The 13471-nt window shown below is 69.1% G+C and carries 14 protein-coding genes; 3 read left to right on the forward strand and 11 right to left on the reverse strand.

Features of this window, described 5'->3' with window-relative positions; all coding sequences use genetic code 11:
• Positions 1–36: 36 nt before the first annotated feature.
• Entirely contained in the window at positions 37–1173 is a 1137-nt protein-coding gene (gene flhB / locus ACE3SG_RS15990) for a flagellar biosynthesis protein FlhB (RefSeq protein ID WP_374566566.1), read from the reverse strand.
• Positions 1174–1616: 443 nt separating this feature from the next.
• Here flhB and ACE3SG_RS15995 point away from each other — a divergent pair, with 443 nt between their 5' ends.
• The gene (locus ACE3SG_RS15995) at positions 1617–2522 is read left to right on the forward strand and encodes a DUF3667 domain-containing protein (RefSeq protein WP_374566568.1); all 906 of its coding nucleotides are present in this window, start codon (positions 1617–1619) and stop codon (positions 2520–2522) included.
• Between the two features lie 136 nt (positions 2523–2658).
• Here the strand turns inward: ACE3SG_RS15995 and ACE3SG_RS16000 are convergent, their stop codons facing one another.
• From ACE3SG_RS16000 to ACE3SG_RS16020, 5 genes are all read right to left on the reverse strand, one after another.
• Complete coding sequence (locus ACE3SG_RS16000) at positions 2659–3090, reverse strand: hypothetical protein (protein ID WP_374566570.1); 432 nt, start codon at positions 3088–3090, stop codon at positions 2659–2661.
• A gap of 64 nt (positions 3091–3154) precedes the next feature.
• Positions 3155–4306 (reverse strand): L-lactate dehydrogenase, encoded by a 1152-nt coding sequence (locus ACE3SG_RS16005; protein ID WP_374566572.1) that lies wholly within the window; start codon positions 4304–4306, stop codon positions 3155–3157.
• Positions 4307–4340: 34 nt separating this feature from the next.
• Complete coding sequence (locus ACE3SG_RS16010) at positions 4341–4580, reverse strand: hypothetical protein (RefSeq protein ID WP_374566573.1); 240 nt, start codon at positions 4578–4580, stop codon at positions 4341–4343.
• A 71-nt stretch (positions 4581–4651) separates the two neighbouring features.
• Positions 4652–5599 carry a LysR substrate-binding domain-containing protein gene (locus tag ACE3SG_RS16015; protein ID WP_374566575.1) on the reverse strand — a complete coding sequence of 316 codons (948 nt, stop codon included), beginning with the start codon at positions 5597–5599 and terminating at the stop codon, positions 4652–4654.
• A 178-nt stretch (positions 5600–5777) separates the two neighbouring features.
• On the reverse strand, positions 5778–6293 hold the full coding sequence (locus ACE3SG_RS16020) for a hemerythrin domain-containing protein (protein WP_374566577.1): 516 nt from the start codon (positions 6291–6293) through the stop codon (positions 5778–5780).
• A 151-nt stretch (positions 6294–6444) separates the two neighbouring features.
• Here ACE3SG_RS16020 and ACE3SG_RS16025 point away from each other — a divergent pair, with 151 nt between their 5' ends.
• Positions 6445–6825 carry a YbaN family protein gene (locus ACE3SG_RS16025; RefSeq protein ID WP_374566578.1) on the forward strand — a complete coding sequence of 127 codons (381 nt, stop codon included), beginning with the start codon at positions 6445–6447 and terminating at the stop codon, positions 6823–6825.
• Here the strand turns inward: ACE3SG_RS16025 and ACE3SG_RS16030 are convergent, their stop codons facing one another.
• From ACE3SG_RS16030 to ACE3SG_RS16050, 5 genes are all read right to left on the reverse strand, one after another.
• Complete coding sequence (locus tag ACE3SG_RS16030) at positions 6826–8211, reverse strand: diguanylate cyclase domain-containing protein (protein ID WP_374566580.1); 1386 nt, start codon at positions 8209–8211, stop codon at positions 6826–6828.
• A gap of 161 nt (positions 8212–8372) precedes the next feature.
• Positions 8373–9098 (reverse strand): plastocyanin, encoded by a 726-nt coding sequence (locus ACE3SG_RS16035; protein WP_374566582.1) that lies wholly within the window; start codon positions 9096–9098, stop codon positions 8373–8375.
• Between the two features lie 59 nt (positions 9099–9157).
• Positions 9158–9610, reverse strand: a complete 453-nt coding sequence (locus ACE3SG_RS16040; protein ID WP_374566583.1) for a group 1 truncated hemoglobin — start codon at positions 9608–9610, stop codon at positions 9158–9160.
• Positions 9611–9622: 12 nt separating this feature from the next.
• Positions 9623–10555, reverse strand: coding sequence for a DUF3034 family protein (locus tag ACE3SG_RS16045; RefSeq protein ID WP_374566585.1), 933 nt, complete (start codon positions 10553–10555; stop codon positions 9623–9625).
• A gap of 142 nt (positions 10556–10697) precedes the next feature.
• Positions 10698–11975 carry a DNA polymerase IV gene (locus ACE3SG_RS16050; RefSeq protein ID WP_374566587.1) on the reverse strand — a complete coding sequence of 426 codons (1278 nt, stop codon included), beginning with the start codon at positions 11973–11975 and terminating at the stop codon, positions 10698–10700.
• Positions 11976–12219: 244 nt separating this feature from the next.
• On the opposite strand from ACE3SG_RS16050, the gene ACE3SG_RS16055 reads away from it, so the two are divergent.
• Positions 12220–13461, forward strand: coding sequence for a DUF5666 domain-containing protein (locus tag ACE3SG_RS16055; protein ID WP_374566589.1), 1242 nt, complete (start codon positions 12220–12222; stop codon positions 13459–13461).
• Positions 13462–13471 lie beyond the last annotated feature (10 nt).

The following is a 13471-nucleotide window of genomic DNA, read 5'->3' on the forward strand; positions in this document are numbered from 1 at the left end:
CCCCTTGGGGGCAGCCCCCGGAAGGGGGCGTGGGGGTCAACGTTTCTTGAAAGCCGGCGAATGCGGATCGAGCTCGTCCGGCACGCTGACATCCGGCTGGTCGATGCGGGCGTTTGGCGTGCGGCGCAGCGCGTAGACCCAGGCTAGCACCTGCGCCACGGCGGCGAACAGCGAGGCGGGCACCTCCTGGTCGATCTCGCAGTGCGCGTACAGCGCCCGCGCCAGCGGCGGGGCCTGCAGCACCGGCACCTTGGATTCGCGGGCGATGTCGCGGATCTTCAGCGCCAGCAGGTCGGCGCCCTTGGCGATCACGCGCGGTGCGCCCATCTTGGTGTCGTCGTACTTCAGCGCCACCGCGTAGTGGGTCGGGTTCATCACCACCAGGTCGGCCTGCGGCACGGCGGCCAGCATGCGCTTGCGCACCATCTCGCGCATGCGTGCCTTGATCTTGCCCTTGACCTCGACGTTACCCTCGGCGTCCTTGTGCTCTTGCTTGACTTCCTCGCGGGTCATCTTGAGCTTCTCGAGCCACAAGTGTTTCTGCAGCGGCACGTCGATCAGTGCCCAGCCGCCCACCACCATCAGCATCATCCCGAAGCCACCGGCGATCGTCTGGCTCAGCGTGGCGATGCCTTCGGGCAGCGGCATGGCCAGCAACTGCGTCAGGCCCTGCCATTGCGCCTTCAAATAGAACACGCCGACGGTGCCGACGATCGAGGCGAGGAGAATCATCTTCGCCAAGTCCACCAGATGGCGCTTGGAAAACATGCGGCCGATGCCCGAGATCGGGTTGAATCGGCCCAGGTCGGGTTTGAGTGCCTTGAAGCTGACGTTCCAGCCGCCGCCCAGCACCGCGGCGAGGATGGCCACCGCGATCATCATCAGCCCCATCGGCACGATGACCATCAGGCCCTTCAGGCCCAGGGCCCAGAACTGTTCGCCCATTGCGGCGGGGTTGGCGATCGTGTCGTGGTCGAAGCGCAGCCCCGACATCAACATCTGCTGCATCCAGCCCGACAACGGCCGCGCGGCGCCCAGCAGCAGCGCACCGCCCATTGCCAGCGCACCGAAGTGCGCCAGGTCGCGGGAACGCGGTATCTGCCCGTCCTCGCGGGCTTTGCTTCTCTTCCGCTCTGATGCGGGTAAGTTGCGGTCTTGGGCTGAATCGGCCATGTCACCTTGGATGGTGCCGGGTGGTGGCGAAAGCTTGAGCGGGAAAAGCTGGGGGGATTCGGTCTATTTCCGACGTGTGTGAGCGGATCAGGGAGTCGGGATGCATCCCTGCGCTCATGTCCTCCGCCGCCGGCCTGCGGCCGTCGGCTCCCCCTTTACTTCGCTTCGGGACGCATCCCGCCTCCCTGATCAGGCGCCGTCGTGGCTGTTCAACGCAATCAGGCCACGGTGATGGCCGAGGGTGGGGGTGATCGGCGCAGTGAAGTATTAGGAGGAGGTGCCGGGCATGGCCCGGCGCCGGGGGACATGAACGGAGCCGATCACCCCCGCCCTCGGCACGCGCCACCCGCGCCACCCGCGCCACCCGCGCCACCCGCGCCACCCGCGCCACCCCCGCCACCCCCGCCACCCGCAAGCGCAGGCACAGCAATAATCCCCCCGCCGTGAGCGCCATCACCGTCACCCCACCCCCACCCGTCGACAACCCCCAGGCTTGCCGCAACTGCGGCGAGGTGCTGCCACAGCCCCGCCCCAACTACTGTGGCCATTGCGGGCAGGAAACCAACCTGAAGCCGCCGACGCTGCTGGAGTTTGCGCAGCAGTTCGGCGGCAGCTACATCTCGATGGAAGGCGCGCTCTGGCGCACCTTGCTGCTGCTGCTGTTCGTGCCCGGCCGGCTGACGCGCGAGTACCTGAGTGGGCGCAAGCGCCGCTACGTGTTGCCGCTGCGGCTGTACCTGACGATCAGCGTCATCACGCTGCTCTCATTTCAGTGGTTCGGCTCGTTCGGGCCCACCGATGGCAAGGACTTCGTCCGCTTCGATGGTTCGGACGAGATCAACAACACGCGGCTCGAGATCACCGACGCACTCAAGGCCGGCATGGAAAACGGCAAGTTCGTTTGCCGCGGCCTGCCAGCGGCCTGGTGCGAGCGGCTGAAGGAGCGCTTCTCGCTCGATGCCAAGGGCATGGAACGTGAGTTGCGCAAAGTGCCCGAGCGCTTTGTCTCGCACTGGGGCAGCGCGATGTTCGCGTTGCTGCCGCTGTACGCGTTCTTCTTGAAGCTGCTATACATCAACCGGCGCATGCGCTGGTCCGAACACCTGGTGTTCGCGCTGCACCTGCATGCCTTCATCTTCGCGATGGTGCTGGTCAAGCTGACCGGCGTTCCGGTGCTTGGCACGGCGGCGCTGGTGGCGATCCCGCTGTATTCGGTGATCGCGTTGCAGGTGGTCTACGGCGGCCGCTGGTGGGCCACCACGCTGCGCGTGATGACCCTGGGCTTCTTCTACTTCGTGGCGCTGACGACGCTGATGGCGCTGGTCGCCGTCTGGGCTTTCGTGGCTTAGCCCCCACGCCCCCTACCGGGGGCTGCCCCCCGAGGGGGCTCGCGCAGCGGACTGGCAGAGCCAGATCCGCGCACGCCACTTGGAGGCGGCGGCGCTTCGCGCGCCGCACAAAGGCTTACTGCGCCGGGCGTGGGGGTCAATTCGACAGGCTGGACAGCACGCCCTGGATCGCTTCCTTCAGCTTGGTCTTGGCCAGGTCCTGGCATTGCTCGCGGGTGGCGTTGGGCAGGGCGTCGAAGGCGGTGGCGGTCTTGTTCGGCTTGAACACCAGCGACTTGGCCACCGTGACCGGCAGCATCATCACGCGGGCGGTGACGACGCAGGTCTTGGCCTGGTTGAAGCCGCCTTCGACTTCGCTCACGAAGCCCCAGCGCTTGGTCGGGTAGAGCTTGTTCAGCTTCTCGGTCTTGCCGGCCAGGCCTTCGGCCCAGACGGCCTGGGCGGTGGCCTTGTCGAGCACGGTGTCGGTCGAATGGTCGAGCGTGATGTAGACCGGGTCGGCGGCGTGGGCGGCCACGGCGAGGGTGAGCAAGGGGGCGGCGAACAGGCAGGCGATGCGGGTTTTCATGGGGTTCCTTGAGGCGCGGTCTCCCCGCTCCCGCGGGGCGGCGAAAGTATACGCAGCCACCTGGTTAGCGGGGCGCCGTGCCGGGCAGGAGAATCCCTTTGTCGACCGTACTGATTTTCGTATGCCCGCAGAAGGCCATCGTCAGGTCGAGCTCCTTGTGGATGATCTCCAGCGCCTTGGTCACGCCGGCCTCGCCCATCGCGCCCAGGCCATACAGAAAGGCGCGGCCGATGAGGGTGCCGCGGGCGCCGAGTGCGCGGGCTTTCAACACGTCCTGCCCCGAGCGAATGCCGCCGTCCATCCAGACCTCGATCTGCGAGCCCACGGCGTCGGCAATCGCCGGCAAGGCCTCGATCGACGAGGGGGCGCCATCGAGCTGGCGGCCGCCATGGTTGCTGACGATCAGCGCGTCGGCGCCGGAGTTCGCGGCGAGCTTCGCGTCTTCCGAATCCATGATGCCCTTGAGGATCAGCTTGCCGCCCCAGCGCTTCTTGATCCACTCGACATCGGCCCAGCTCAGGGCCGGGTCGAACTGCTCGGCCGTCCATGCGCTCAGAGATGACAGGTCGCCCACACCCTTGGCATGGCCGACGATGTTGCCGAAACTGCGCCGCTTCGTGCCCAGCATGCCGAGGCACCAACGCGGCTTGGTCATGAGGTTGATCAGGTTGGCGAGCGTGGGCTTCGGCGGTGCCGACAAGCCGTTCTTCAGATCCTTGTGACGCTGACCCAGGATCTGCAGGTCCAGCGTCAGCATCAGGGCCGAGCACTTCGCCGCTTTTGCGCGGTCGATCAGCCGCTCGATGAAGTCGCGGTCGCGCATCACGTAGAGCTGGAACCAGAACGGTGCGGTGGTGGCCGCGGCCACGTCTTCGATCGAGCAGATGCTCATCGTCGACAAGGTGAACGGCACGCCGAACTTTTCGGCGGCGCGCGCGGCCAAGATCTCGCCGTCGGCGTGCTGCATGCCGGTCAGGCCGGTGGGTGCAATCGCCACCGGCATCGCCACCGGCTGGCCGACCATCGTCGTCGCGGTCGAGCGGCCTTCCATGTTCACGGCCACGCGCTGGCGCAGCTTGATCTTGGCGAAATCCGTTTCATTGGCGCGGTAGGTGCCTTCGGTCCACGAGCCCGAATCCGCGTAGTCGTAGAACATGCGCGGCACGCGGGCTTTGGCCAGCACACGCAGGTCTTCGATGTTGGTGATCACGGTCATGCGCTGTCTCCGGGCGGTGTTTTGGTGTCCTATCTCAGAAATACGCCGCATTGAGATTCGACCAGATGGTGATGATCGCGCGTCCGGACGGCTGGGCAGATACCCAGCGTATCTGCCCTGACGGCCGGGCGCGCGAGCGCGCCATCTGGTCGAACCCGAAGGGCGGGCCGAAATGGGGCGCTCGCAGCGTCGCCAAGCCGGGCAGATACCACGCGGTATCTGCCCGGCTCGTCGTCTCGCGATCATCCCCATTGCGGCCCGTCCAATGCAGCATATTTCTGAGATAGGACACTAGGGTCGCAGCGGATGCTAGCGGCGCCGGTGCCGCCGTGGCCGGAAAGAAATTCAGGCGACGGCGGAAACCAGCGCCAGCCCTTCGGCCGCCGCGCGGGTGCCCACGTCGTGCAGCCAGGCGGCCAGGGCGTCGGCGGCCGGTGTCGGGTGGGCGGCGGGCAGCAGGTGGTAGGCGGTGTCGGCCAGCAGCAGCGGGGTCTGCCCGGCGCCGAACGCCGGCCGCAGCTCGCCGCTGCGCAGCCACTGGCGGGCCAGGGCCGGGCGGGCCAGCGCCACGCCCTGGCCGCAGCGCGCGGCTTCGAGCGTCAGGCCCAGGTCGACCAGACGTGGGCCGTGGTCGGGCTCGGGCCAGTCCAGCCCCTGGGCGCGAAACCACGGCAGCCACGGGTCGACCGGGGTGCGCAGCAAGGGCACGCGGGCCAGGTCGGCCGGGCCGCGCAGGGGCTCGGCGGCCAACAGCGCGGGGCTGGCCAGCGGCAGCAGGTGGTCGCGCCACAGCAGGCCGGCACCGGCGCTGTCGAGCGGGCCGTGGCGCACGGCGAGCTCCGCGTCGGCGCCGGCCAGGTCGAGAAAGGGCACCGACAGAACCACCTCGAGCTCGATTTCGGGGTGCTGCTCGGTGAACTCGGGCAGCGCCGGCACCAGCACCTGGCGCGCGAAGGTGGGCGGCGCGCTCAGGCGCAGCCTTTCCTTGCGCTGGGCGGTGCGCTGGTGCTGCGGCATCGCCGCCAGCAGCGCGAGCACCTGGCGCACCTGCACGAGGTATTCCTTGCCCGCGGCCGACAAGACCAGCGACTTGGCGCCACGCTGCAGCAGCGCCACGCCCAGCAGTTCTTCGAGCGCGCCGATGCGTTTGCCGATCGCGCTGGCGGTGATCGCCAGTTCGTCGGCCGCGCGCTCGAAAGTGCCCAGCCGCGCGGCCGCTTCGAAGGCACGCAGGCCGTCGAGCGACGGCAGGCGCAGGTCAGGCGAGGGCGATGAGGGGGGCGGGGCGCTCACGCCCGCACTCTAGTGCAGTGTTCGACGCTAGGCGGAATACAAAACCGCGCCTTTGGCCGCCTGGCGTCGTTGCAAATCCTCGCGATGCCACTGGGCATCGCTGTGGTTTGCGCCTAGCCAGACGACCAAATTCATCGGTTTCTTAAGTTCCGCCTGGCATCGAACACTGCACCAGCGCTCAGGCCGCGGTCGTGGCGCCGGGGGCTGGCGCGGGCGCAGGCGAACAGCTGGCGCCGCCGCAACCGGTCATGCCGGCGGCGGCCGGCGGCCGGGCGATCGCACCGGTGGTGACGTCGTAGCCCACCTGGTCGAGGTGGGCGGCCAGCGCTGCGTCCATGGTCTGCGCGTGGGCACGAAACCAGCCGGCAAGCTCGGGCAGCACCCGTTCGAGCGGGCCGAAATCGCCCTGCTCGCGGGCCATGCGCGACACCTCGTGCATCAGGCCCAGCACCTGCGCGTGCTGAAAACTGTGGCAGTTCTCGGGCGAGAAACCGGTGGCGGTCATCCAGCGGTCTTCCTGCCCGAAATGGTCGATCGTGTGCGCCAGCAGCGCGTCGTACGCGGTCAGCGCCGCGTCGTTCGAGTCGACCAGCGCCACCTCGGTGGCGCCGAGCAGCTCGACGAATTCTTCGTGCGTCGTGTCCATCTGCTGGTGGGACAAGGCGAGGTCGGCGGTCCAGGTCAGCGTAGGCATGGCGGCGGGTTTCGGGTGGGGCTGGGCCGGGCATTCTCGTGGCGCCGTAGCGTCACCGGCCGTCGATTTGGCGAGACTTTGATCTGGCGCAAACCAGGCCCGCTGCGGCCACAATGACCGCATGCCCAGCGAGCCCCCTGTCGACCCTGCCATGACCACGGCCGCCACGGCCTCGTGGCTGCGCCCGCTGTGGCTGGCCGGGGGCGCGCTGGCGCTGTTGCTGGGCTTCATCGGTGTGTTCCTGCCGCTGCTGCCGACCACGCCGTTCGTGCTGCTGGCCGCCTTCTGCTTTGCCCGCGGCAGCGAGCGTTGGGAGCGTTGGTTGCTGGCGCACCGGCTGTGGGGCCCGCTGGTGCGCGACTGGCGCGCCTACCGCGCGGTGCCGCTGCGGGCCAAGCAACTGGCCACGGTGATGATGACGGTCAGCAGCGCCTGGGCGGCTTGGGTGATCCCGTCGCTCTGGCGCTATGTGCCGGCGCTGTGCTGCATCGCCACCGCGGTGTGGCTGTGGCGGCTGCCCACTCGCCACTGATCAAGCCGGCTGGCTGTCGGCCGGCGTGGTTTTCGGGGCGGCCACCGGCTGCTTGCAGTGCACGCGGTCGCGCCCGCCGTGCTTGGCTTCGTACAGCGCTTCGTCGGCCCAGCGCACCAGGTCGGCCGTGCTCTGGTTCGCAGCGTCGGTCAAGGTGGCGACACCGATGCTGATGCTGACCAGCGGCCGCTCGGGCAGGTCGGTGGGCAGTTTCAGCGCGGCCACCGCCGCACGCACCCGCTCGGCCACCACGCGGGCGCCGGCGAGCGAGCAGTTGGGCAGGATCAGCGCGAATTCCTCGCCGCCGTAGCGGGCCACCAGGTCGTCCGGCCGCAGCCCCGACTGGCGGATGGCATCGACGATCCGCTGCAGGCAGCGGTCGCCTTGCTGGTGGCCGAAGTGGTCGTTGTAGTGCTTGAAGTGGTCGACATCGAGCAGCAGCAGCGACACGTGCGATTGCTGCGGCACCGTCTCGCCGCGTTGGCGCAGGCGCAGCGAGCGGGCGTGCTCCTGGCGCAGCAGGTCGTCGAAGTGGCGGCGGTTGGCGGCGCCGGTCAGGCCGTCTTCGTTGGCCAGCCGTTGCATCGATTCGCGGGCGTCTTTCAAGCGCAGCGCCATGTTGTCCAGCGCCCGCAGCAACTGGCCGGGCTCGTCGGCACCGGCCGGCGGTGCGCTGACCGCCAGGTTGCCGCCGGCCACCGCGTTGGCGAAACGCACGGCCTGGCGCAGCGGCACCGTGATGCTGCGTGTCAACCACCAGGCCACCACCGCCGCGAGCAGCAGCGCGACGCCCGAGATCGTCAGGATCGCGACGTCCGAGCGGTTGGCGTTGTCGTCGAACGACAGCAGGCCCATTTCGATCTTGCGGTACTGCCACTGCAGCAGCGCGTCCAGGTCTTGCAGCCAGCGGTTGTGCACCGGCAGCACGTCGGCATTCAGGATGCGCGCGGCGCGGCCCGGGTTGAAGCCGTTGACGCTCTCGCGGGCCTCTTGCAGCGGCTCGACCACCGACGCGGCATAGCCGGCCATCGCGACCAGGTACAGATGTTCTTCCGGGCTGGCCGGCGTGGCGGCGAAGCGCGCGGCCACGTCGCGGTAGCGGCGGGCTTCGTCTTCGATGTCCTGCATGCGGGCCAGCGAGGCGTCGTGCGTCGTGACCACGGCCAGCTGCTGCGCATACATGCCCTGGCGCACCAGGTGCTGGCGCATCGCTTCGAGGTCGCTCAAGCGGCCGTTCGAGGCCACCACCATGTGCACCAGCTGGTCGCGCGATGCGCGGGCGCTGCCGAGCGCCACGCCGGCCACGCCGATCATCAGCACGAGGATCAGCGAAAAGCACAGGCCGAGGCGGTAGCCGATCGACAGGTCGCGTGGGGAATGGTGCATGGGGCCGGGCAGCAAGAGGCAAGCCCGGCCAGCAAGACCAGGCACTCGGTGTTTCGGCCGCACCAGGCTGGGGATGAAGCGCAGGCCGCGCAAGGCGCGTGCCTGCCGCTGCGAAGCCACCGTTGGCGCGACTTGTGTCACGCTGCGGCGGCGTGCAGGCTTCAGCTGCGGCGGCGCCGGGGCGTGAAGTTCAGCGTGCTGTCGACCTTGGTGGTGGCCCCGCCGACCAGCACCTTGACCGGTGCCTGGTCCTGCAATTGGTCCGGGTGCCAGACCACCAGCTCGGCCGCGCCGTCGGGCACGCCTTCGATGTGGGCGATGCCTTTGGCGTCGGTCTTGGCGAAGAAGGGGCTGGCGCTGACGTAGACCTGGCCGCGCATCGAGCCGTGGATGTGGCAGCCCAGCCCGATCGGCCCGGCGTGCTCGACCTTGACGTCGGCCGAGCTCGCGCCAGATTTCTTGCTGGGCGCGGCGGGCGTCTTGTAGTCGTCGCTGCCGTAGCTGCCGCTGCTGGGCGGCGCCTTCGAGGCGTCCAGCCGCAGCTCGAACGACTCGACCGACGGGATGCTGCCGAGCGTGCCGCTGGGCGTGGTGCGCACGTGGTGGTCGTAGCTGTCCTTGTTGACGAAGCGCAGCGTGCTGCCCACCGGCACCACCGTCAGGAAGGGCACGTAGCGCAGGTCCTGCTGCGCGATCACGATCGGGGCCGGCGCCGGCTTGGTCGAGGCATAACCCGGCACCTGCAGCAGCAGCACCACGTCGGCGGCGGGCTGCCCGTCGCGGTCGAGCACGCTGATGTCCACCGTGCTGGCGTGGCTGGCGGTGCCCAGGCTGGCGAGCAGCAGGGCCAGGGCGGTGTGGGCGGGTGAGAAGCGGTTCAGCGGCATGGTCGGGTCCGAAAGGCAAGAGGAAGGCGAGGGTGGTTCGGGCGCGGTGGCTCGCGCGCTCAAGGCACGTTGACGATGTCGCGGTGCATCGGCGCCAGCTTGGCCAGCAGGCGGTTCTGCGCGGTGAAGGCAATGCCTTGCGCATCCATCGCCTGCTGCAGCACCTCGACCAGCGCGTTGAAATCGGCGCGGGTGATGTCGACGCCGCTGTGCACCTTCTTCATGTCGGGGCCATTGAGCCGGCACGGGCCGCCGGAGACTTCGCAGAACTGGTCGACCAGCTGGGCCTTCACATGGGCCTGGTCGACGTCCTTGAAGAAGGGGTTCATGCGCGCATCGGCCAGCAGGCGTTGCATGAAGTTGTCCATCAGCTTGACCAGGCCGGGCTGCCCGCCGAGCTGCTGGTACAGGGTGTCGTCGCGCGGTGTGCCCGTCTGGGCCGGGCTCAGGCTGGCGCAGGCCAGCAGGCCCATGCCCAGCAGCAGGCGAAAGGAGCGGGAGAGGGTTCGCATGGTGGGGCTCCGTCAGAAGGCGAGTTGTGCCGACAGGTAGGCGCCGGTCTGGCGCTTGGCGACGACGGCCGGCACGATGTGGCCGAGGTCGACGTAGGCCACGGTGAGTGACACATGCTTGTTCGGTGCCCAGGCGACGAAGACATCGGCCCAGTCGTCTTCCTTCAGGCCCGCGGCCAGGATCGACGGGTTCAGGTTGTCGGGCTTGGCGCGGTACTCGACGCCGATGGCCAGGTCTTTGCGCAGCAGCCAGGCCAGCGAGACCTCGGGCTGCAGGCTGTAGCTGTCGTGTTCGGTGCCGCCGAAGCCGAGCAGGCCGTTCTGGTTGGCCTTGGTCACCCGCAGCGTGCCGTTGACCAGCACGCCGGTGGCCAGAAAGAGCTTGGTCGCGCTCAGGTACAGGTCGGTGCCGCTGAGGTCGGCGCCCAGCGCCTTCAACGTGGGCTCAAGGCCGCCCGCGTCGACACGTTTGTGTTCGAGGCCGATCGCCAGCTGCGGCATCCAGCTGTCGCTGTCGAGCACCGCGTCGCCGGCAAAGTGCCACTTCAGGCCAATGATGTCTTGCTTCAGGTGCAGGCCGGGCAGGCCGAGGGCCGGGCCGGTCGGGCCGGTGTCGAAGTCTTGTCGCGCGATCGAGAGCTCGAAGCGGTCGTCGATGCCGAGCGCGGCGCCATAGGCGTTCATCGCGTAGTCCTGCGTCACCACGCGGGTGGCGTGGGCGGTGCCGCCGAACTGGTTGGCGGTGGCGTAGCTGGCGGTCACGGCCCAGGGTGTCAGGCCGCCGCCGGCCGCGCCATCGATCGTGCTGACGCCGCCGGTCAGCAGCAGCTTGCCGTTGCCGTGGGTGAGGGGGGGTGATGGAGGTGGCGGTTCTTCTGCCTGGGTGGCGGCGCTGGCGGTCAGGGCCAGCGCGGCGGCGAGGGTGGGCACAAGGTGTCGGGTCATGCAGGGTCTCTGGAAAGAGAGTGAAACCGGTGGTCGCTCAAGGGTGACCAGCGGACCTACGTCGACTGCGCTCGATTGGATGCATGCCCGGGGGCGGTAGCGGGCCGATTCGTCAGCCCCACGCGCTCGGGTGTGCCATTGTTCACACGGCTTCGTCTGCCGCGGAATCGAACAACGGCAGGTTGTAGGCCGCGGGTGGCTCTTGCGCCACAGTCGTTTCGGCCGGCTTGACGCGGCGGCCGGGGTTGGCCGCGGCGCGGGCCTGGCGCGCCTGCCACTCGCCGGGTGTCATCAGCTTGCCGCCACGTACGCCCAGCAGCCGCAGGCGCCGGCTCAGGTCGACCCGCTTCAGGCATTCGCCGGCGGCGCGTCGAATGGCGGCGGCATCGGCGGTCGGCTCGGGCAGCGTCAGGTCGCGGGTGACGCTCTTGAAATCGTCGAAGCGCAGCTTGATGCCCACGGTCTGCGTGACATAGCCCTTGCGCGACAGGTCGGCGGCCAGCCGCTCGCACAACTGGGTGAAGATCGCGCCCAGCTCGGCCCGGTCGCGCTTGGCGTGCAGGTCGCGGTCGAAGGTGGTCTCGTGGCTCATCGAGACCGGCTCGCCGTGGGTCACCAGCGGCCGGTCGTCGCGGCCCCAGGCGGCGTCGTTCAGCCACGCGCCGTAGCTGCGGCCGAAGCGCTCGACCAGCCAGTCGCGCTCGCGCTGGGCGATGTCGCCAACGGTGTGGATGCCCAGCTCGGCCAGCTTGGCGGCGGCCTTCGGGCCGATGCCGTTGATCTTGCGCGCAGCCAGCGGCCAGACGCGCGTCGGCAGGTCGTCCATCGTCAGCACGGTCAGGCCGTCGGGCTTGTCCAGCTCGGATGCGATCTTGGACAGCAGCTTGTTCGGCGTGACGCCGATCGAGCAGGTCAGGCCGCCGGTCACGCGCTTGACGTTGTTCTTGATCTCCAGCGCCAGCGCGCGCACGCCGCCCAGCGGGTCGTGGCCGACGGTGTCTTGTGCGCCGGGCACGTCGGTCAGGTCGATGTAGATCTCGTCGATGCCACGGTCTTCGATCACCGGCGCGAGCTCGGCCACCGCGGCCTTGAACTTGCGCGAGTACAGGCGGTACTGCTCGAAGTCGACCGGCAGCAGCACCGCGTTGGGCGCCAGCGCGGCGGCTTTCATCGTGCCCATGGCCGAAAACACGCCCATCGCGCGGGCCTCGTAGGTCGAGGTGGTGATGACGCCGCGGCCGGTGTAGTCGCGCAGCAGCGAGTAGCGGCGCGTGCCGTCGGGCAGGGTTTCGGGCTGGTGGCGCCGGCCACCGCCCACCACCACCGGCCGGCCGCGCAGGTCGGGGTAACGCAGCAGCTCGACCGACGCATAGAAGGCGTCCATGTCGAGGTGGGCGATGAGGCGGCGGCGTGTCGACATACAGGCAGATGGCTGTATGGATTATCAGTACGAACGCCGCCGTTGGACAGGGGGCCCGGCGAACGATGGCCCCGCCAGCACCTACTCGCCAGCCAGGGTGCAGCGGATTTCGCTTGAAATGGGCGAATTGCACATTTATAGTGAAGCCATGCCGAGGGCTGGATGTTTTTTCGGGTCGATGTACGGATCCGGCCACCACCACCTCTGTGGCTTGTACGAAACCGCTTGTGGAAGGAGCCCTCAGATGTCTCGCCAAATCAACGTGATCGCCCGCGCCGTTGCCGCCCTCGGCCGCGGTGCCCGCTTGCTGCCGGCCGCCGGCAGCGCCGCCGTGCTGGCCGTGGTGGTTGCCGCCTGCGGTGGCGGCGGTGGGGCCACGCCGCCCGACACCAACCCGCCGCCGCAGGCGGCTTCGTCGTTCACCAGCGGCGCCATCAGCGGCTTCGGCTCGGTGATCGTCAACGGCGTGCGCTTCGACGACAGCGGCGCCGAGGTGGTCGACGACGACGGTGGGCGCCACGGCCGCGACGACCTCAAGCTCGGCGCGCAGGTCGAGATCGAAGCTTCGTCGGTCGACCGCGCCAGCGGCCACGGCGTGGCCACCCGCATCCGCTTCGGCAGCGAACTGGTCGGCCCGGTGTCGGCCATCGACCTGGCCGGCCAGCGCCTGACGGTGCTGGGGCAGCAGGTGGCGGTGGGTGCGCGCACGGTCTTCGACGACCAGCTGACGGGCGGCCTGGCCGGCGTGCAGGTCGACCAGGTGCTCGAAGTGCATGCCCAGTTTGACGCGGCGCAGGGCCTGTACCGGGCCACCCGCATCGAAGCTGCCGGCGCGCCGTCGGAGTTCAAGCTGCGCGGCCTGGTGGCGGCGTTGGACGCGGCCGGCCACACCTTCCAGATCGGTGCGGCAACGATCAACTACGCCAGCGCGGCAGAGGTGACGCCGCAACTGGCCAACGGCGTTCGGGTGCGTGTGCGGCTGCAGACGACCGCGGCCGGCGGGCAGTGGATCGCCACCCGCGTGGACAACGGCGAGCGTGAGCACGAAGACCACAGCGAAGCCGAGATGACCGGCCTGATCACGGCCTGGACCTCGGCCACCCAGTTCAGCCTCGATGGGCTGGCCGTCGACGCCCGCAACGCCACTTTCCCGGACGGGCAGGCCGGCGTGGTGCTCGGCGCGCGGGTCGAGGTCGAGGGTGCGATCGTCGGCGGCGTGCTAATGGCCACCAAGGTGCACGTCGAAGACGAGGAGCAGGAGCACGAGCGCGGCGAAGACTATGAGCTGCACGGCGCGATCACCGCGGTCGACGCGCTGGCCCACACCTTCACGCTGCGCGGCGTGGTGGTGGCCTACACCGACACCACCGAGTGGCGCGGCCTGGCCGACACCGGGCTGGCCGTCGATGTGAAGGTCGAGGTCAAGGGCAACCTGTCGGCCGACGGCACCCACCTCGACGCGACGCGCATCTCGCTCGAGGACTGATCGGTAGCAC

Source organism: Ideonella sp. (assembly GCF_041914305.1).
In the GTDB taxonomy this organism is placed as follows: Bacteria; Pseudomonadota; Gammaproteobacteria; order Burkholderiales; family Burkholderiaceae_C; genus Ideonella.